Raw genomic sequence first — 18,363 nt, 5'->3', positions numbered from 1 at the left:
GATGTCGGAGCGCCCAGACCGCCGTACCCCGCCGCCGCCCGGCGCGAAGCGCCCGCCCTGGCGGCGCGGCCCCGGCCCGGCCGCCACGCCCCCGGCGGGACCACCGGACGCCCCGCAGCCCGAACCGCCGGCCGCCACACCCCCGAACCACCGCAGTGTGATCGACTCGGCCGTCTACCGCGACGGCCGCCGGGTAGCCTCCCCCACCACCCTGGCCGACACCTTCCGGCAGCTGCACGAGCAGCCCGACGGGATGGCCTGGATCGGCCTGCACCGGCCCACCGAGCCCGAACTGCACTCTCTCGCAGCCGAGTTCAACCTCCACGAACTCGCGATCGAGGACGCCCTTGAGGCTCACCAGCGCCCCAAGCTGGAGCGCTACGGCGACACCCTCTTCGTCGTCCTGCGCGCCGCCCGCTACCTCGACGTCCAGGAGGAGGTCGACTTCAGCGAGCTCCACATCTTCGTCGGCCCGGACTTCCTGATCACGGTCCGCCACGGCGGAGCCCCGGACCTCTCGTCCGTCCGCCACCGCATGGAGGAGAACCCGGACCTCCTCTCACTCGGCCCCGAGGCCGCCCTGTACGCCATCCTCGACGCGGTGGTGGACGGTTACGCACCGGTCGTCGAGGGCGTCCAGACCGACATCGACGAGATCGAGACGGAGGTCTTCCGCGGCGACCCGGCGGTCTCCCGCCGCATCTACGAACTCTCCCGCGAGATGGTCGAGTTCCAACGCGCCACCCGCCCCCTGGTGGGCATGCTCCACGGCCTGATGGCCGGCTTCGCGAAGTACGGCACGGACGAGGAACTCCAGCGCTACCTCCGCGACGTGGCCGACCACGTCACGCACACCAGCGAACGCGTCGACGGCTTCCGCCAGGCCCTCACCGAAATCCTGACGGTCAACGCCACCCTGGTCTCCCAACAACAGAACGCCGAAATGCGCGCCCTGGCCGAAGCCGGCTTCGAACAGAACGAGGAGATCAAGAAGATCTCCTCGTGGGCCGCCATCCTCTTTGCACCCACACTCGTGGGAACCATCTACGGCATGAACTTCGAGGACATGCCCGAGCTGAAGTGGGCAGGCGGCTACCCCTTCGCAATCCTGCTGATGGCGGTGGTCTGCGTCAGCCTGTACGTCATCTTCAAGAAACGCGACTGGCTGTAGGCATCGAGTGGACAACGGCGAGAAGTGTGATCCGCTGTTGACTCAATGCTGAGCTTGGTGAGCCGTTGCCGGCCTGGCCGGGGACGGGTTCTACAGTCCCGCTCGGGCGAAGCGGCGCGCCGAGAGCGGTACGAAGATGACCAACAGCAGGCCGGCCCACAGCAGGGTCGCGGCCACCGGATGGGTCAGCGGCCATGCCGCGTCCGGGCCGGGCGTACCGGGATTGCCGAACAGCGTCCGGGTCGCCGTGGCCAGCGCGCTGAGCGGGTTCCACTCACAGATCACCCGCAGCCAGGTCGGCATCCCGTCGGTGGGCACGAACGCGTTGGACACCATGGTGAGCGGCAGCGTCAACGGTGCCAGGTTGGCCGCGGTGGACGCGTTGCGGATCGCCAGTCCGAGGTAGGTACCGACCCACGCCAGCGTGTAGCGGAGCAGCAGGAGCAGGCCGATGCCGGCCGCCGTCTGCGCGATGCCGCTGTGTGCCCGCCAGCCGACGATCAGCCCGTACACCATCATGACCACGAGTCCGTACACGCCGATGAGCGCCTCCGCGCCGCTCTGGCCGAGCGGCACGGACACACGGTTGGTCGGCATCGAGCGGAGGCGGTCCATCACCCCGCGCGACTGGTCCATCGCGACGTCCACCATGGCCGAGGACAGCGCGGTTCCGGTGCCCAGCACGAACATCCCCGGCATCATGTACTCGCGGTAGTTCCCTGAGCCCGGAATCCCGATCGCACTGCCGAACACGAATCCGAACAACACCACGAACACGGTCGGCATCAGCATGATGGTGAGCAGGGTTCCGGGTTCGTGGCGCAACCGCAGAAGCTTTCGCCGGGTCAGGGTCCAGCCGTCGATGAGGACGTTCACGCCACCGCCTCCTGCACTTCGAGCGACTTCTCGGAGTCGACGGTCTTGCCGGTCAGGGAGAGGAATACGTCATCAAGGCTCGGCTGGCGAATCCCGACGTCGCGGATCGCGGCGCCGGACGCGTCGAGTTCACGCACGATCTGCGGCAGGGACGGCACCGCGTCCACCGCGGCGACAGTGATGCGTGATCCGTCCACCTCCGGACGCCGCCCGGTGAGGCTCTCCAAGACCGACACGGCACTCGCCAAATGGTCCGAGGATTCCACCACGACGTCGATGTGGCTGCCGATCCGAGACTTGAGTTGGGCCGGGCTGCCTTCGGCGATGAGTTGGCCGTGGTCGATCACGCCCACGGTCGAGGCGAGTTGGTCCACCTCCTCCAGATACTGGGTGGTGAGCAGGACCGTGGCGCCCTCGGCGACCAGTTCGCGGACGGTGTCCCAGATCTCCATGCGGCTCCGGACGTCGAGCCCTGTGGTGGGCTCGTCGAGGAAGAGCACCTTGGGAGCGCGCAACAGGCTGGCGATCAGGTCCAGCCGGCGGCGCATTCCGCCGGAATAGGTGCCGACCAGCCGATTTCCGGCGTGGTCGAGGCTGAACCGTTCGAGCAGTTCGTCCGCGCGTCGCCGGGCCCCACGCGCGCCCAGCCGCGACAGGCGGCCGAAGATCCGCAGGTTCTCCCGGGCCGTCAGTTTGTCGTCGAGCGTGGCGTCCTGGCCGGCCAGCCCGATCACCTTTCGCACTTCGCCCGGATCCCGGGCCACGTCGAATCCGCCGACCACGGCCTGACCGCCGCTGGGCCTCGTCAGCGTGCTCAGGATCTTCAAGGTGGTGCTCTTGCCCGCACCGTTCGGGCCGAGGAGGCCGTAGACGACGTGCGGCGGCACCACCAGGTCCAGGCCGTTCAGCGCGGCGACATCGCCGAAGTGTTTCCGTAAGTCCTTCGTATGCATGATCGCGTTTTCCATGACCATCCCCTCACTGGGTGCGGTGTACGCGGTTTCACGTTAGCCCACGGGGTACGCCCTACGCAAGGACGGTGTACGCAGTTGCCTTGCCAGTGGGTACACCGCACGCAAATGGTCGGAGACGGCGGTAGGATCACGGCCATGTCGGACCCGAAACCAATCATCTGGATGCGGCCGGAGAGGCCCGCGCGGGGCCCGGTCCCGACGCACAGCCGTGGGGAGATCGCCGCGGTGGCCATCAAGATCGCGGACTCCGAAGGCATCGACGCCGCGTCGGTGCGGAACATCGCCAAGGAGCTCGGCACCGGCACGATGACCCTGTACCGGTACCTGCCCACCAAGGAAGACCTGTACGCGGTGATGATCGACAACGCGACGGGCTTCGAGCCTCAGGAGCCGACCGGAAATCTCCGCGCCGACCTGACGACCCTGGCACGCCGCCGCCGGCAGATCTTCCTGCGGCACCCCTGGCTCGCTCCGCTCCTCGCCACCCGCCCGATCATGGGCCCCAACTTCCTGCGCGGCATGGAACGCGATCTCGCCCTGCTCGGCAGCTGCGGCCTCGACATGGACGAGACGCTCGACGTGCTCAACCTGATTCTTTCCTGGGTCAGCGGTGCCGTGCAGGCCGAGTTGGCCCAGCAGGCGGCCACGTACCAGTCCGGCGTCGACCGCCACGCCTGGCGTCTGCGCATGAAGCCGTATCTGATGTCCTTGCTCGAGACCGGTGAGTTCCCGTACCTGAGCAAGATGACGCACGAGTCTGAGATCGGTGACGCCGACGAACGGTTCGAGAGCGGGCTGTCGATGATCCTGGACGGAATCGAAGCCCGGTTCGCGACGACTCCCGAGGACAGCGGACCGCGCTCAGCCGACTAGACCTGTCGGTGCGGCGCACGGTCCGCCACGTGCGGACGGCAGAGTCACCGACCAGCGACCAGTACGGGACCGGGTCGCCCGAACCGGCCCTGCCGCTTTCCGGCGGGCCTCCTGGAGGCCCACTTTCGACCTACGGCCCTGCCCCGGCGGCGTTGAGCCAGGCCAGTAGTTGTTGCAGTCTCAGGCGGCGCGGGGCAGGGGTTGCCGGGTGGGTGATGAGCGTCTCGATGTGGGCGGCGGCCTCGGCGTCCAGTCCCGCGGCCTGACCGTCGGAGCCGCCTTCGCGCTGGTCCGCGCGGATCGGTCACCGCACCGCCGCGAGGACGGAAGAGGAGCACACGCGGCGGACCCGGATCGCCGTGGAGGGTTCGGAACCGGCCGGCAGGGCGGCCGTGGTCCGCGCATCCGCGGAACTGGAAGCGGCCTCACGGACCAGGCCGCAGGCAGCGCCTCGGACCTCGCGCCGGGCCCGCGGCCTGTGACCCGGGCGCTACTCGGGATCGGGGGCCGAGGTGTGCGTGATGTGGTTGAGGAGGTCCGTGTAGAGGGGGCGTTTGTCGGGGCGGGTGTGGGTGGCGGCGTGTTTGAGGGCGGGGACGGCCTCTTTGCCGAGGGTGATGAGGGCTTCGGTCGCGGTTTTGCGGATGGTGGGGTGGGGGTGCTCCAGCAGGGCGGTCATCGCGGGGATGGCGGGTGGCCAGGGGGCGTGGGTGAGGGTGCGGATCGCCGTGCGGACGAGGTCCGGCTGGGGGTCGGCCAGCAGGAGCGACGTGTGGTGCAGGTAGGTCGGGCGGTCCAGCAGGGCGCGCGAGGTGCGGTGGGCGCGCAGGCGGATCCCCGGCTTGGGGTGGTGCAGCAACTCGCTGATCAGGTCGCGTAGCTCGGGGTCCTGGTCTGTGGCCGGGCCGGGGTGTGCCTCGGTGAGTTGTGTGAGTGCCTGGTGGATGCGGGCCGGGTCGCCGGTGCGGGCCAGGGTCAACAGGTCCTGGCGGGACGGGGGCCGGGTGGGTTCCGGTGGGGTGCGCTCGCGGAGGGCTGTCAGGGCGGCGGCGTCCTGCCGGGCGGAGTCGTCCGGGTGGCGCAGTGGACCGTCCACGAGGAGGAGGCGGTCCGCGAGGTCGTCGCGTCCCTCCGCGCGCAGGCGCCGGCCGATCCGCGTCAGTGTGGGGGTGCGCAGCAGGGGACGTCCGGAGAGCAGGTCGAGGAAGCCCCGGGCGCCGGTGTCGAGGCGGCCGGTGAGGCGTTCCGCCAGGACGTCGGCGGGGACACGGCGCAGCGCCTGCGCGGCCGCGGAGCTGACGGCCGGCGGGTCGTGTTCCCACCATTCCAGCAGGAGCGGGACCAGGGGCCCCAGGTCGCACGGGGCGAGGCGCTCTGCCACGAGGGCCACCCGGTCGTGCAGGACGCCGTCCGCGCGGAGTTCCGTCTCGCCGATGGCGCTGAGGGTGCGGGCCAGGTCGGCACTGACCGGTACGTCGATGTGGCCGTGCAGAAACGCTCGGAGGACGGGGAGCCCAGCCTCGGGCTCGGGCCACTCCAGGAGCGCCAGGGCCGCAGTGCGCCAGCGGTCGGGGGCGTCGGACCGAAGCATGGCCAGCAGGCGCTCCCGCAGGGCGGTGGAGCGGGGCTGGTCGAGGTCGTCGACGTGCACGGTCCGCGGCCGTGGCGCCGGCGCGTGCGTGGTCTCGGTGATGGTCCAGGGTGGTGCGTCGAGGGGCTGGAGGTCCGTCATCCAGTCGATGAGGGCGGCGCGTACCTCGGAGCCGGCCGAGGTGTGGACGTCGATCAACGCGGTCAGCTGGTCCCTGGATCCGGGGGGGTGGGGGTGGCGGCGGAACGCCTGGAGGGTGCTCGGTGTGCGGGCTGCGGCGGCCAGTGCCGTTCGCCACTCCTCGTCCGGGCGCGCGGCCGCGGGGGACTGCCGGACCGCGAACGCGTCCCGTAGCACGGCGGTCTCCGCCTGCCGGGGGTCGGCGTCCAACCGGGCCGAGGCGAGTGCCCGATCGAGGTCGGCGCGGACGAGCACGGCGCCGAGGCCGCGGAGCAGCGGCAGTGTGGACCGGTTTCCTGCGGGTACGGAGGGCAGCGCGCGTACGGCGTCGGCGGCGGTCGACTTCTCGAACGCCGACAGGGTCGGTGCGACCGCTTCGAGTACGGCGATGAGGTCGTGCCGGTCTTCGGCCGAGGCCTCGGCGAGCCCGTCGAGGAGGACCGTGGTGGACCGGGAGAAGGCCGTCAGTTCCTCGGTCGTCCACGGTGCGGGGCAGAGCCGGAGCGTGAGCCGCAGTACGCGGCCCCGGGCGGCGGGTTCGGAGGCGGCGAGGCGGAGCCAGTCCGCCAGCATGGGCCGTAGCGCTCGCAGTCGGCTGGGGCACGGCAGCTCGTGCCGTTCGGCGATGCGCAGCGCGGCCGACGGGTTCCAGCCCCCGGTCGTCAGCGAACTGACGTCGAGGTCCGCGGCTGCGGTCCCGCCCGCCGACCGCGGCGCGGTGGGCATGGTGATCCCGTACGTGGCCATGGCCGTCGACAGGTCCTCGATCGTTCCGGAAGCGAGGCCGACCCGGCCGGCCGCCACCAGGGCGAGCAGGGTGGGCGCGACCCGTGATGCCTGGTGGTGCAGCGCGAGGACCGAGCTCGCCGGCAGGGTGCGGTCGAGGCCTTCCAGCAGCAGTTCGCGGGCGCGGCCGTCTTCGCTGTGTTCGGCGGCGGCGAGGACGGTCGCCCGGTACGCGTCGCCGAGGATGGCGCGCAGCGCCTCGATGAGCCCGGCGCGCAGGCCCGGGTTGTCGTGATGGCCGAGCCAATGGAGCAGTGCCGGTACGGCCGTGGGCGTGCCCGCGCGGACCAGGACCTCGGCCGCGGTCTTCTTGATGTTCATGTTCGGGTGGCCGAGGCACGCGGCGATCGCGGCGGAGGCCCAGCGGGCCCGCGCGTGACCGAGAGCGAGCAGGGCCTGCCGAACGGTCTGGACGTCCTGCGCGGCGGTCAGCGCGATCAGGGTCGCCGACAACGCCTGCGCGTCGTCCCCTGTGGTGTCGCGTGCGAGCAACGCGATCACGTGCTTGCGCACGTGCCGGTCGCGGTGGCGCAGCAGCCGGTGTGTCCGCGCACGGGTGCTCGGGCTGGGGGCGCGGAGCAGGAGTTCGAGCAGGATCGCCTGCTCGCCGCCGGACAGTCCGGGCCGGTCCAGCAGGTCCAGCGCCAGGGACGCGACGAGTGCGTGTCCGGCCTCTCGTGCGGTCGCCGCGTCGAGCAGGCAGGCCGGCCTGATGCGGCCCCGCTCGTGGAGACGACGGCCCAGGCCGTGTACGGCGTCCAGGACCTCCTGGGGCACCACGGGCTCCCCGGCCGGCTGTCCGTTCGCGGGGGCCGTGGGGCCCGTTCCCGATTCCGAGGACGCCGCCAGCTCGGCGACGACGCGCAGGAGCAGGTCGGCGATGGCCGGCAGCGTGGCGGCGCTGCCGTGGGCGGCCAGCCTGCACAGGGCCGCCTCCGGCTGGTCCGGGTCGAGGTGGGAACTGAGGAGAGCCAGTTCCTGCTCGTCCGGACCGCCGAGATCCGCCGCGATGCGGGCGGGCAGGTCGGCGGGGTCGAGGCGGACGAGGAGGGCGCGCCGCTCTGACGGGTCGTCGGTCAGGTGCCACAGCACCTCGAGGGCGCAGTTGCGCACGGCGCGCAGATGCGGCGCGATCACGCCCGCGCCCTCCTCCGCGTCGGGGTGGGCCGCGACGCCGAGCCCTTCCCTCAGCACGGTCACCGTCCGGTGCCCGCCGATGGCCTCCAGCGCGTCCAAGGCCGCTGTGGGCGCCGAGGGCAGGAGGGCGAGCACCGCGTCTTCGGCGTCCGCGTGGCGCAGCGCGCGGATCGCGGCGAGGAACGGCCCCGGCACGGGCGCCGACGGCAGAACCCGGGTGATCGCGTCCCCGATGGGGAGCTCCCCCGCCCCCTGCGCGGACAGGGCGACCAGCAGGGCGAGCCGGCGCGGCCAGCTCGGATCGTCGGCGGCCACGTCCACCAGTTCACGGAGCATCACCTGTCGGCAGGTGAACAGGATCGTCGCGATCTCGTGGGCAGCGATCGTGTGGTCGGCCAGTGCCAGGCCGATGATCGACGGGACGTGCGGACCTTCGGGGAAGTGCCCGCGCCGGTGGAGCCCTCGCAGGCACCTCACCGCCGGCCCGCCGAACAGCAAGGGGTCCCGTGCGGCGATGGCCGTCAGTGCGCCGATGTCGCCGCGGTCCGCCAGGTCACCGAGCAGTTCCATCCCGCGCCGGCGAAGACCGGGCGGCAGGTCCGGGTCGTCGATGACCTGCCGCAGCAGACCGCCGTGCCCGTGATGGGCGGCGGCCGTGAGCGCGGCACCGGCCGCGTCCGGCCGTGCGATCACCGACTCGGCGGTGAGGAAGGGGGTCAGGAGTCCCGGCGGCAGGGATTCCAACGCCATCCACGGTTCGGCGAGTTCACCCAGTGCGGCGGCGACCACGTCCCCGCCGCTGGCGCCGAGCAGGCGTATCACGTGTCCGCGTACCAGTGCGGGAGCCAGCAGACCGGCGTGCAGCCCCTCCCGGGCCAGCCGCAGGGCTTCGGCCTGCAACACCGGGTCACCGCTGTCCATCAGATCGTTGACGAGTTGTGCGGGGCGGTGCGCGCACGTGACGGTCGCCTGCCGCACGGCCTGGTACAGCAGCTCGCCCGGCGGCTCCTTCCGGATCACCGTCGGCTCGTTCATCAGCTCGGCGCGCAGCCAGGCGATCCGTACGCGGACCGGCAGATCGACCGTACGCCACGAAGGGCGGCGGGAGCCCGGGACGTACGGCCCCAGTCGTTCATGGAGCCGCGCCAGGACGAGCAGTGACTCCGGCGATCCCTCCACCGACATCGGCAGCAGCCTCGCGAGTTCGGCCGCCTCGGAGGCGTCGCCCGTCCGGCCCGAGGTCACGCGCTCGTCGAGCAGGACCAACCCCAGGTACCGCAGCCGGGGATCCTCGTGCCGGATGAGCCGCCCGAAGACGGCCGGCGGGCAGAGCCGCGCGTCGAGATGGCCGGACAACCAGCCGACGTCGGCTCGACGCACCGCATCGTCGAAGGGCTGGTCCGTGGGCGTCGTCATCGTCGGATGCTAACCGGGGCGTTCCCCGCCCCACCAGCAGGATTCGCCCGATACGACGCCCGCCCCGTGGGGACCGTCCCCGCCCACGGCGGGGGGAAGGAGGGGCCGTGATCCCCCCGGTCCTGAAGACATGCGGCGCCGGTGGTCGGTACGCTCAACTCAGACCGCTGGTTGCGTAGTTGCCGTTCGAGCGCGAGGGGTTGCGGAGGGCCGGAGCAAGGAGGACGCCGCAGAGGCGAGGGGGGCCCGGGGGGCCTCCCCGGTCCGCGCATCACCCTCTTTCGAAAGGCGCTCTATGGAACTGGCAGGTTGGGTGACCGTTGCCGTCACCTCGGTCGCGGGAGGTGTTGCCGTCGTGGGACATCTTTTCGACCAGGTCCCGGCGCTGTCCCAGAAGATGATCACAGCGATTCGTTCCGTTCGCGCGGTGCGCGATGAAGTCAAGCGGAGCGGCTCCAAGTGATCACACGGCCGCGCCGGGCCTCCCCCTCAGCCCGGCGCGGCCGCGGTCTTGGGGCGTCAGGCGTCAGGCGTCAGGCGTCAGGCGTCAGGCATCGGTGCGTACCGCTGAGATCGCCACCGTGGTGTAGTGCATCGTGAAGCTGCCGCCCACCGCGTCAATGGCGGTACCGGTGCCGTCGAGCACCTCGGCCCTCTTGTCCGGGGGGAGCCGGGTGAAGGCGCCCAACGTGGGCATCTGGTCCAGCCAGGCGTCTCGGGTGTAGGTCCACTCCCAGTCGAAGCACCACTGCTCCGGCTCCGCGAAGCCGCCGGACCCCCGGATCCCGTCGGAGGCCTTGTCGAAGAAGGCCCGGTACCCGTCCATGGCTCCGGTCAGGACCGCGCCGATGTCGAACGGCACGTCGGGCATCACCCGCCGACAGACCTGGGCGATCGCGTCCGCCACCGCCGCCGGGAAGTGGAAGACGTTCCAGAAGACCGCCAGCCGGCCGCCGGGGCGCAGGATCCGGGCGGCCTTGGCCGCGCCCGCGACCGGGTCGACCCAGTGCCAGGCCTGCGCGGCCACCACCGCGTCGTACTGACGGCCGGCCGGGTCCCATTCCTCGAACGTGGCCACCTCCACAACGAGGCCCGACCGGCGGGCCAGTTCGGCGAGTCGCAGGTCGGGCTCGACGGCGGACACCCGGCAGCCGAGCGCCTGGAACTGCCGGGCGGCGATCCCGGTTCCGGAGCCGACGTCGAGCACGCGCGCGCCCGGACCGCCGGGACCACCGGGACCACCGGGACCACCGCCGACGATCCGCTCCATCATGGCTTCGGGGTACCGGGGCCGGGCCCTGTCGTAGCGTTCGGCGTCCGCGCCGAAGGACTCCGCGAGCTCTCGTTGCAGATGCACTTCACCGTGCGGGTCAGTGGGCATGCGCCCACTCTGCATGGGCGATCGCCCACTCGTCAACTCCGCCTGCACCACGACGTCTTCGAAGACACCCCGACGGAACGAACCCGCGGCGGACCGGTGCGGGTACCGTGTACGCGTCCACGAGGATGGTGAGGGAGGCCCGCATGCCGACGGGGGTGGCGATCCGCGACGTGTCCCGGCAGCTGTTCGACGCAGCCGAGCGCGTACTGCTCCGGTCCGGGCCGAACGCGCTGACCAGCCGGGCGGTCACCGCCGAGGCGGGCTGCGCCAAGGGCGTCCTGCACCGGCACTTCGCCGACTTCGACGCCTTCCTGGCCGAGCTCGTCCTGGACCGCATCGGCCGGATCCGGGCCCAGGCCGCCGCCCTGTCCGCCTCGGCCGGGACGGGCACGGTCGTGGACAACCTCACCGCCGCTCTGACGGACCTGTTCGAGTCGGTCGCGGTGGCGATCGTCGGCCTCGTCACCGCTCGGGACGAGCTGCGCGCCCGGCTGCATCAGGCGGGCTCCACGGGGGTCCCGGTCCTGGCCGAGGCCACCGCGATGATCTCCTCGTACCTAGCCGCCGAGCGCGAGCGGGGCCGCCTCGTGGCCGACGCCGACGTCGACACGATCGCCCTGACCCTGATCGGATCCGGCCACCTGCTGTTCGCGGGCCGCGGGGGCGTCGCGCCCGAGGTCGCCGACGTCCGCAAGGTCGTGAGCTCGGTCGTCGCCGGCGCCGGCGCACGGCAGTAGCGAGCCGGGCAGGCCGTCAGTTCGCCCGTACGGGCGCCCACAGGCCGATGCTCCACACGTCCCCGTGCCCCACGTGGCAGCCCCGCTCCTCCTCGGCGTCGTCCACGACGATGACGGAGACGTGGGACGCCGCCGCCCGGTATTCGAGGAAGCCGCCCTGGTCGGTGACCTCGAACGCCGGGGCTCCGGGGACGCCCGCGAGCGCCTCCCGCAGGTCCGCCCAGGCCGCGTAGCGCGGGAACGTCACGCCCGTCGCCCGGGCCCACGTCCTCGCCCTGTCGTGGCCGGAGGCCAGGCGGTGGAGCTCGAGCGACCCGCCGGACATCACCCACTCCTCGCCGGGGTTGAAGTAGAACTCGACGAATCCGTAGTCGCGGCGCAGCGACTTCCCGCCACCGTCGACGATGTCGACGAAGCCGTGGGGGAAGGCCTGGTCGACCTCGCCGAGGGTGGACCCGATGCCGATCCCGTGCAGGCGTCCGGTCGCCGTGAACGAGGCGAGGCTTTCCATCCCGGTCACGGCCGGTTCTCCGTTTCGTCGATCGCCGTCAGCGGACAGCGACGGTACGCAGGGCAGGGTAAGGGGAGTTCGGCACGATACGGGATCAGGCAGAGGCGGCGTTCTCCTGGCCGCCCTGGTTCGGCGTACGGGAAGGACCCGAGGCGCACGCGCGGTCAGGGACGGCGCCAGAGGTCTCGCAGGAGCCGGCCCAGGACGGCCGAGGCCGGGAAGTGACCCAACTGCCGGGAGTCCAGGCTGTGTCCGGGGCGGTCGCCGACGAGCACGAGCCGGCCGGGGGGCACGTACCGCTCCGGTACACCGGCCGGGGCGGGGACGAGGCCCCTCGGCACGGGGTCGCCGGGCACGGCGAGCACCCGCTTGATCAGGTGGGCGCCACGGCGAGGGCTCTGCGGACGATCCGCTCGCCGGCCGAAGCGGCTTCCTCCGCGCCGGCGGCCAGGAAGAACAGGGCGCTGTCCAGGCGCCCTTCGGCGGAGCCGGCGTACAAGTGCTCCAGCCGGTCGGCGGGGACCGCGGTGGCCCGGATGACATCGGTGACGAAGTGGCGGTCGACGCGCCGGACGGGACGGTCCGGCGGCGCCGACAGGAGCACGAGGGTCATGACGAGGTGCACGACCCCGGTCAGTCCCAGATCAGGCCGAAGAAGACGAAGAACACGGCAAGCCTCGTTTCTGAGGTCGAGGAGGATCACTCGGTCGGTGTGCGGGAAGGCGGGCCGGCCTTGTTCCCGGTGCCGAGTCTTCCGGCCGGCCGCCGCGCACGGAAGGCGGACCGGGCGAGAGCAACCGCTCCGCAGCGGTTGCTCTCACGCGCTCGGCGTCCCTCGTGCGGCGTCGCGCGAGAAGCCCCTGGCGGAGCCGGGATTCTCCCTCGAGAAACCCGCCCCACCAGGGGCTTCTTCGTACGCTGAGGGCTGCGGCCGGCGCTAGCAGATGCGCGGCAGCTGCTCCCCGAGCGGGAGGTCGACCACGCGGGTGCCGCCGAGGGCGGTCCGGGAGACGACCATGCCGGGGTGCGCGTCGACGGCCTCGCCGATCACCGTGGCGTGCCGGCCCAAGGGGTGCGCGCGCATGGCGTCGAGGACGGCGTCGGCGTGTTCACGGGGGACGAAGGCGACCAGCTTGCCCTCGTTGGCCACGTAGAGCGGGTCGAGGCCGAGGATCGAGCAGGCGTTCGCGACGGCCGGCGGGACGGGGACACGGCTCTCGTTGATCACGACGCCGGTGCCCGAGGCGGCCGCGATCTCGTTGAGCGAGGCCGCCAGGCCGCCGCGGGTGGGGTCGCGCAGGACGTGCAGGTCCGGGGTGACGGCGAGCATGCTCTGCACGAGGCCGCCCAGGGCCGCGCAGTCGCTCTCGATGTCCACGCCGAATTCCAGCCCCTCGCGGACGCTCATGATCGCCACCCCGTGGAGGCCGATCTCGCCGCTGACGATGACGACGTCGCCGGGCACCACGCGCTGCGGGCGCAGGTCCACCCCGTCCGGGATGATCCCGATGCCCGCGGTGTTGATGTACACGCCGTCCCCGTGGCCCACTTCGACCACCTTGGTGTCGCCCGTGACCACCTCCACGCCCGCGGCCCGCGCGGCGGCGCCCATGGCCTCGGCCACGCGCGCCACCGCGGACATCTCGACGCCCTCCTCCAGGATGAACCCGCAGGAGAGGTAGGCCGCCCGGGCACCGCTCATGGCCAGGTCGTTCACCGTGCCGTTGACCGCGAGGTCGCCGATGGTGCCGCCGGGGAAGAAGAGCGGCCGCACCACGTACGAGTCGGTGGAGAAGGCCAGTCGGACTCCGCCGAGGGAGACCGCCGCGGAGTCCCCGAGCTGGGCCAGCGCTTCGCCGCCGAAGGCGGGGGCGAAGAGGTGCTGGACCAGTTCGGCGGAGAGCGCTCCCCCGCCGCCGTGGCCCATCACCACGCGGGGGTGGTCGCGCAGCGGGGCCGGGCATGTCCAGGCCGTGATGTCGAGTGTGGTGTCAGACAACGGGGCTCGCCTCCAGCGGGGCGGTCGGGGCGGCGGGCACGGTCTTCAGTTCCAGCCGCCGGTAGAGGTAGTACGCGGCGCAGGCTCCCTCACTGGAGACCATGGTGGCGCCGAGCGGGCTGCGCGGGGTGCACAGCGTGCCGAAGGCCTCGCACTCGTGCGGCTTGAGCAGCCCCTGGAGCACCTCGCCGCTGCGGCACGCCGCCGGCTCGCGGGTGTTGATGCCGGTCACCGAGAAGCGGTGCTCGGCGTCGAATTCCCGGTAGCGGGCGGACAGCCGCCAGCCGCTGTCGGGGATGACGCCGATGCCGCGCCAGGCGCGGTCGGTGACCTCGAAGACGTCCTCCAGCATGGCGAGGGCCGCCGGGTTGCCCTCCGGGCGGACGGCCCGCGCGTACGCGTTGTCGACGGTGTGCTCACCGCGCTCCAGCTGCCGCACCGCCCGCCGTACTCCCTCCAGGATGTCCAGCGGCTCGAAGCCGGTCACCACGATCGGCACCCGGTGGCGCGCGGCCAGCTCCGGGTACTCGCCGACGCCCATCACGCTGCACACGTGCCCGGCGGCGAGGAAGCCCTGGACCCGGCAGCTGGGCGACTGCATGATCGCCTCGATCGCCGGGGGCACCCGGACGTGGGACACCAGCAGGCTGAAGTTGCGGATGCCCAGCTTCTTCGCCTGGTGGACCGTCATGGCGTTGGGCGGCGCGGTGGTCTCGAAGCCGATGCCGAAGAACACCACCTGTCGGTCCGGGTTCTCCTGAGCGACCCTCAGGGCGTCGAGCGGGGAGTAGACGACGCGTACGTCGCCGCCCTCGCTCCGCACCCGGAACAGGTCGCGGCCGGTCCCGGGCACCCGGAGCATGTCCCCGAAGGAGCAGAAGATCACGTCGGAGCGGGAGGCGATCTCCAGCGCCTTGTCGATGACCTCCAGCGGGGTCACACACACCGGACAACCCGGACCGTGAATCAACTCCACCTGGTCCGGGAGGAGTTGGTCGATGCCGTGCCGGATGATGGTGTGGGTCTGGCCACCGCAGACCTCCATCAGCGCCCAGGGGCGGGTCACGGTGGCGTGGATGTCGTCGAGCAGCCGGCGGGCCAGCTCCGGGTCCTGGAACTCGTCGATGTACTTCACGGCGTGACCTCCTCCTGCGGCGCGGCGACGGCGGGTGCGTCGGCGAAGGGCCATGGGTCGCCGCCCGCTTCGGCGGCCTGTTCCCACGCGTCGCCGAACTCCTCCTGGAGCATGCCGAGTTCGGCGAAGAGTTCGAGGGTCCGGCGCGCCGACTCCTCGTCGAGGCGCTGGAGGGCGAAGCCCACGTGGACGATGGCGTACTCGCCCACCTGGAGGTCCGGGAGGTACTCCAGGCACACCTCCTTCTGCACGCCGCCGAAGTCGACGGTAGCCATGCGGGTGCCGTCCTTCTCCCCGATGTCAAGCACTCTGCCGGGTACCGCCAGGCACATGGGCTTCTCCTTGCTGTGGGTGGTGCGCGGTGTCGGCGGCGGCCGCCACCACGAGCTGGCCGAGGGACAGACCGCCGTCGTTCGGGGGGACCCGGCCGTGGCGCAGGACGGTGAAACCGCTCGCGCGCAGGGTGCGGGCACACGCGGACGACAGCAGGGTGTTGGCGAAGACCCCGCCGGTCAGTGCGACGGTCTCCAGTCCGTGCCGCTCGCGCGCGAGTGCGCAGAGCGTGCCGACGAGGGAGCCGACGCCGGTGTGGAAGCGGGCGGCGATCAGCCCCGGGGGCGTGCCCGCGCGTACGTCGGCCACCACGGCGGCCAGTACGGGCGCGGGATCGGCGGTGACCGGACCACCGCCGGCCGGGCCGGGCGGGAGGCGCAGTCCGAAGGAGTAGCCGGGGCCGGCCGGGCCCGCCCCGAGGGCCGCGCCCTCCAGCTCGATCGCGGCCTGCGCCTCGTACCCCGCCCGGTGGCAGACGCCGGCCAGGGAGGAGACGGCGTCGAAGAGCCGGCCCATGCTGGAGGTCGGGACACAGTTCAGGCCGTGCTCCAGCTGGCGTTCCAGCACCGGGAGTTCGTCCGGCGGGCAGGCGGCGGCGCAGGGCAGGTCCGGGCTCCAGCCGATGCCCGCGGCCCGCAGATGGGCCAGCGCCATGCGGTACGGACGCCGCACGGCCGCGTCCCCGCCCGGGAGCGGCACGTACCCGAGGTGGGCGAAGCGCGTGTACCCGGTGTAGTCGGCGAGGAGGACCTCGCCGCCCCACACGGCCCCGTCGTCGCCGTAGCCGGTGCCGTCGAATGCGATGCCGATGACCGGCCGGCCGCCGTCCAGGCCGTGCTCCGCCATGGCGGAGGCGATGTGCGCGTGGTGGTGCTGGACGCGCACGAGCGGCCGTCCGGCCGCGGCGCGCGTAGCCCAGCGGGTGGAGCGGTAGCCGGGGTGCCGGTCGGCGGCGAGGCGCAGGGGATCCACACCGGTGATGGACTCCAGCTGGCGCTCGGCGCGTTCGAAGGCGTACTGGGTGGCGAGGTCGTCCATGTCTCCGACGTGGGCGGACAGCCAGGCCTGGCGCCCCGCCCCGAGGCAGAAGGCGTTCTTCAGGTCCCCGCCCACGGCGAGGGTCGGGGGGACCGGCAGCGGCAGGGTCAGCGGGAGCGGGGCGTACCCGCGCGAGCGCCGCAGGGTCAGCGTCTCGCCGTCGCAGACCCGCACCACGGAGTCGTCGCAGGGCACGTGGATGGGGCGGTCGTGCGTGAGCCAGGCGTCGGCGAGGGCGGCGAGCCGGTCCAGGGCCTCGTCGTCGTCGGTGACGATGGGCTCGCCGGCGAGGTTCCCGCTGGTCATGACGAGCAGGCGGGGCCCCGGGGGGTCGCCGGGCAGGCCGAGCAGCAGGTGGTGGACCGGGGTGTACGGGAGCATCACGCCGAGGTCGGGACAGCGCGGGGCCACCCCGTCCGCCAGGGCGCCCGGGGTGCCCGGAGCCGCCGCGCCGCCGTCGCGCCGGCGCAGCAGCACGATGGGCCGTACGCCCCCCGTCAGCAGCTCGCGCTCCTCGGGGCCGACGTGCGCGAACCGCTCGGCGTCGGAGAGGTCCCGGGCCATCAGGGCGAAGGGCTTGTCACCGCGGTTCTTGCGGCGGCGCAGTGCGGCCACGGCTCCCGGGTGGGTGGCGTCGCAGGCCAGGTGGTAGCCGCCCAGTCCCTTCACGGCGAGGATCGCCCCGGCCGCCAGGAGCCGGCGGGCCTCGGCGACCGGGTCGACGCCCGGGGTCTCGCGGGGCGGCTGTCCGGTGAGGAGCCTCAGCCGGGGGCCGCAGGCCGGGCAGGCGACCGGCTGGGCGTGGAACCGGCGGTCGGCGGGGTCGCCGTACTCGCGGGCGCAGTCGGCGCACATCGGGAAGCGGGCCATGGTGGTGTGGGCGCGGTCGTACGGCAGCCCGGTGACGATGGTGAACCGCGGCCCGCAGTGGGTGCAGGTGATGAAGGGGTGCCGGTGGCGGCGGTCGGCCGGGTCCGCCAGTTCGCTGAGGCAGTCGGCGCAGGTGGCCGCGTCCGGGGAGACCAGGGTGCGGGCGGGGCCGCCGGTCCGGGAGGCGATGATGGTGAATCCGGCGCCGCCCGAGACCGGGACCTCGCAGTGGTCGACGGCGTCCACGACGGCCAGCGGGGGCGCGTCCGCGGCGAGCCGCTCGCAGAAGCGGTGGACGGCGGCCGGGGCGCCCTCGACCTCCGCGATGACACCCTCGGGGGTGTTGGTGACGTGCCCGGCGAGGCCGAGCCCGGTCGCGCGGGTGTAGACGTAGGGCCGGAAGCCGACGCCCTGGACCACGCCGCGGACGGTGACGCGGCGGCGCTGCACGGCCTCCATCAGCGGGTCTGCGCGGCGGAACGCACGTGCGGGTGGTCGTGATCGTGACCGTGACCGTGGTCGTGGCCGTCCCCGTGGGCGTGCACATGGCCGTCCCCGTGGTCGTGGCCGTCCCCGTGGTCGTGGCCGTCCCCGTGGTCGTGGCTGTGGCCGTGGTCGTGGCTGTGGCCGTGGTCCTGGCTGTGGCCGTGGTCGTGCGGCTGCTGGAGGCCCGCCATGACCGGCGTGTGCGCCCCGGCGCCCTCCCCCGCCGCCAGCGCCCGGTCGAGCAGCAGGCCGATCCCCTCACCCGCGCGGGCCGAGGTGAGGACCACCTCCACACCGGGGTTGACCTGCTCGACGTGGGCGCGGAAGGCGGCCTCGTCGAAGTCGACGGCCCGCGCGATGTCGGTCTTGGTGACCACCACCAGCTGGGCCAGTCCGAAGGCGGTCGGGTACTTCAGCGGCTTGTCCTCGCCCTCCGTCACCGACGCCAGGACCACGCGCAGCGACTCCCCCAGGTCGTAGGAGGCCGGGCAGACCAGGTTGCCCACGTTCTCCACGAAGAGCAGCCGGGTGTCCTCGGGCAGCCAGCCGTCCAGGTGCCGGCCGAGCATCCCGGCCTCCAGGTGGCACAGTCCGTCGGTGAGCACCTGCTTGACCGGTGCGCCCGAACGGGCCAGCCGCTGCGCGTCGTTCTCGGTGGCCAGGTCCGCCGTCAGCGCGGCCACCGCAACGCCCCGCTCACGGGCGAGGAGCAGTTCGCGCTCCAGCAGCGCCGTCTTCCCGCTTCCGGGGCTGGAGAGCAGGTTGACCACCGTCGTTCCGCGGGCGGTGAGTTCGGCGCGCAGGACCTGGGCCGCCATGTCGTTCTTGGCGAGTACCGCCTGCCGCAGATCGACCACTCGGCACATGGT

The 18,363-nt window shown here is 72.6% G+C and carries 16 protein-coding genes; 4 read left to right on the top strand and 12 right to left on the bottom strand.

Annotated elements, in window-relative coordinates; translation table 11 throughout:
- Position 1: 1 nt before the first annotated feature.
- The gene (locus tag IF88_RS0122220; RefSeq protein WP_030715162.1) at positions 2 to 1,171 is read left to right on the top strand and encodes a magnesium and cobalt transport protein CorA; all 1,170 of its coding nucleotides are present in this window, start codon (positions 2 to 4) and stop codon (positions 1,169 to 1,171) included.
- A 90-nt stretch (positions 1,172 to 1,261) separates the two neighbouring features.
- Here the strand turns inward: IF88_RS0122220 and IF88_RS0122215 are convergent, their stop codons facing one another.
- Together IF88_RS0122215 and IF88_RS0122210 are read right to left on the bottom strand one after the other, a co-directional pair.
- Positions 1,262 to 2,047, bottom strand: a complete 786-nt coding sequence (locus IF88_RS0122215; RefSeq protein ID WP_030715158.1) for an ABC transporter permease — start codon at positions 2,045 to 2,047, stop codon at positions 1,262 to 1,264.
- A complete protein-coding gene (locus tag IF88_RS0122210) occupies positions 2,044 to 3,015 on the bottom strand; it encodes a daunorubicin resistance protein DrrA family ABC transporter ATP-binding protein (RefSeq protein ID WP_037806673.1) in 972 nt (323 codons plus the stop codon). Before IF88_RS0122210 ends, IF88_RS0122215 begins: the two co-directional genes overlap by 4 nt.
- 141 nt (positions 3,016 to 3,156) lie before the next feature.
- On the opposite strand from IF88_RS0122210, the gene IF88_RS0122205 reads away from it, so the two are divergent.
- Positions 3,157 to 3,894, top strand: coding sequence for a TetR/AcrR family transcriptional regulator (locus tag IF88_RS0122205; protein ID WP_234323644.1), 738 nt, complete (start codon positions 3,157 to 3,159; stop codon positions 3,892 to 3,894).
- Between the two features lie 490 nt (positions 3,895 to 4,384).
- Here IF88_RS0122205 and IF88_RS0122200 read toward each other — a convergent pair whose 3' ends face one another.
- Entirely contained in the window at positions 4,385 to 9,004 is a 4,620-nt protein-coding gene (locus IF88_RS0122200) for a HEAT repeat domain-containing protein (RefSeq protein ID WP_030715150.1), read from the bottom strand.
- 295 nt (positions 9,005 to 9,299) lie between these two features.
- Here IF88_RS0122200 and IF88_RS46635 point away from each other — a divergent pair, with 295 nt between their 5' ends.
- Positions 9,300 to 9,467 (top strand): hypothetical protein, encoded by a 168-nt coding sequence (locus tag IF88_RS46635; RefSeq protein WP_158754508.1) that lies wholly within the window; start codon positions 9,300 to 9,302, stop codon positions 9,465 to 9,467.
- A gap of 84 nt (positions 9,468 to 9,551) precedes the next feature.
- On the opposite strand, the gene IF88_RS0122195 is transcribed toward IF88_RS46635, so the two are convergent.
- Positions 9,552 to 10,385 carry a class I SAM-dependent methyltransferase gene (locus IF88_RS0122195; RefSeq protein WP_030715147.1) on the bottom strand — a complete coding sequence of 278 codons (834 nt, stop codon included), beginning with the start codon at positions 10,383 to 10,385 and terminating at the stop codon, positions 9,552 to 9,554.
- A 143-nt stretch (positions 10,386 to 10,528) separates the two neighbouring features.
- Between IF88_RS0122195 and IF88_RS0122190 the strand changes: the two genes are divergently transcribed.
- Positions 10,529 to 11,122: a TetR/AcrR family transcriptional regulator gene (locus IF88_RS0122190; RefSeq protein WP_030715144.1), complete on the top strand. Its 594-nt coding sequence runs from the start codon at positions 10,529 to 10,531 to the stop codon at positions 11,120 to 11,122.
- Between the two features lie 16 nt (positions 11,123 to 11,138).
- Here IF88_RS0122190 and IF88_RS0122185 read toward each other — a convergent pair whose 3' ends face one another.
- The 8 genes from IF88_RS0122185 to hypB form a co-directional block, all read right to left on the bottom strand.
- Positions 11,139 to 11,642, bottom strand: coding sequence for a hypothetical protein (locus IF88_RS0122185; protein WP_030715142.1), 504 nt, complete (start codon positions 11,640 to 11,642; stop codon positions 11,139 to 11,141).
- A gap of 155 nt (positions 11,643 to 11,797) precedes the next feature.
- Complete coding sequence (locus tag IF88_RS0122180) at positions 11,798 to 11,989, bottom strand: S26 family signal peptidase (RefSeq protein ID WP_158754506.1); 192 nt, start codon at positions 11,987 to 11,989, stop codon at positions 11,798 to 11,800.
- 17 nt (positions 11,990 to 12,006) lie between these two features.
- Positions 12,007 to 12,246, bottom strand: coding sequence for a hypothetical protein (locus tag IF88_RS0122175; RefSeq protein WP_158754505.1), 240 nt, complete (start codon positions 12,244 to 12,246; stop codon positions 12,007 to 12,009).
- 324 nt (positions 12,247 to 12,570) lie between these two features.
- Entirely contained in the window at positions 12,571 to 13,560 is a 990-nt protein-coding gene (gene hypE / locus IF88_RS0122170; protein ID WP_199808116.1) for a hydrogenase expression/formation protein HypE, read from the bottom strand.
- Positions 13,561 to 13,624: 64 nt separating this feature from the next.
- Positions 13,625 to 14,767, bottom strand: a complete 1,143-nt coding sequence (gene hypD / locus IF88_RS0122165) for a hydrogenase formation protein HypD (protein WP_030715133.1) — start codon at positions 14,765 to 14,767, stop codon at positions 13,625 to 13,627.
- Positions 14,764 to 15,099 (bottom strand): HypC/HybG/HupF family hydrogenase formation chaperone, encoded by a 336-nt coding sequence (locus tag IF88_RS0122160; protein WP_051837332.1) that lies wholly within the window; start codon positions 15,097 to 15,099, stop codon positions 14,764 to 14,766. Before IF88_RS0122160 ends, hypD begins: the two co-directional genes overlap by 4 nt.
- A complete protein-coding gene (hypF, locus tag IF88_RS0122155) occupies positions 15,068 to 17,467 on the bottom strand; it encodes a carbamoyltransferase HypF (RefSeq protein ID WP_051837330.1) in 2,400 nt (799 codons plus the stop codon). The genes IF88_RS0122160 and hypF overlap by 32 nt, the downstream gene beginning before the upstream one ends.
- Positions 17,467 to 18,360, bottom strand: a complete 894-nt coding sequence (hypB, locus tag IF88_RS0122150; RefSeq protein WP_030715123.1) for a hydrogenase nickel incorporation protein HypB — start codon at positions 18,358 to 18,360, stop codon at positions 17,467 to 17,469. The genes hypF and hypB overlap by 1 nt, the downstream gene beginning before the upstream one ends.
- Positions 18,361 to 18,363: the final 3 nt, after the last annotated feature.

Source organism: Streptomyces sp. NRRL F-2580, assembly GCF_000720115.1.
In the GTDB taxonomy this organism is placed as follows: Bacteria; Actinomycetota; Actinomycetes; order Streptomycetales; family Streptomycetaceae; genus Streptomyces.
Note: the sequence above shows the minus strand (reverse complement) of the source record. Positions and strands in the feature narration are given on the sequence as shown.

Coding starts and splice junctions, on each gene's coding strand:
- IF88_RS0122220 (WP_030715162.1), top strand. CDS start 2: ATGTCGGAGCGCCCAGACCGCCGTACCCCGCCGCCGCCCGGCGCGAAG.
- IF88_RS0122210 (WP_037806673.1), bottom strand. CDS start 3,015: ATGGAAAACGCGATCATGCATACGAAGGACTTACGGAAACACTTCGGC.
- IF88_RS0122205 (WP_234323644.1), top strand. CDS start 3,157: ATGTCGGACCCGAAACCAATCATCTGGATGCGGCCGGAGAGGCCCGCG.
- IF88_RS0122200 (WP_030715150.1), bottom strand. CDS start 9,004: ATGACGACGCCCACGGACCAGCCCTTCGACGATGCGGTGCGTCGAGCC.
- IF88_RS46635 (WP_158754508.1), top strand. CDS start 9,300: ATGGAACTGGCAGGTTGGGTGACCGTTGCCGTCACCTCGGTCGCGGGA.
- IF88_RS0122195 (WP_030715147.1), bottom strand. CDS start 10,385: ATGCCCACTGACCCGCACGGTGAAGTGCATCTGCAACGAGAGCTCGCG.
- IF88_RS0122190 (WP_030715144.1), top strand. CDS start 10,529: ATGCCGACGGGGGTGGCGATCCGCGACGTGTCCCGGCAGCTGTTCGAC.
- IF88_RS0122175 (WP_158754505.1), bottom strand. CDS start 12,246: ATGACCCTCGTGCTCCTGTCGGCGCCGCCGGACCGTCCCGTCCGGCGC.
- hypE (WP_199808116.1), bottom strand. CDS start 13,560: ATGGGCCACGGCGGCGGGGGAGCGCTCTCCGCCGAACTGGTCCAGCAC.
- IF88_RS0122160 (WP_051837332.1), bottom strand. CDS start 15,099: ATGTGCCTGGCGGTACCCGGCAGAGTGCTTGACATCGGGGAGAAGGAC.
- hypF (WP_051837330.1), bottom strand. CDS start 17,467: ATGGAGGCCGTGCAGCGCCGCCGCGTCACCGTCCGCGGCGTGGTCCAG.
- hypB (WP_030715123.1), bottom strand. CDS start 18,360: ATGTGCCGAGTGGTCGATCTGCGGCAGGCGGTACTCGCCAAGAACGAC.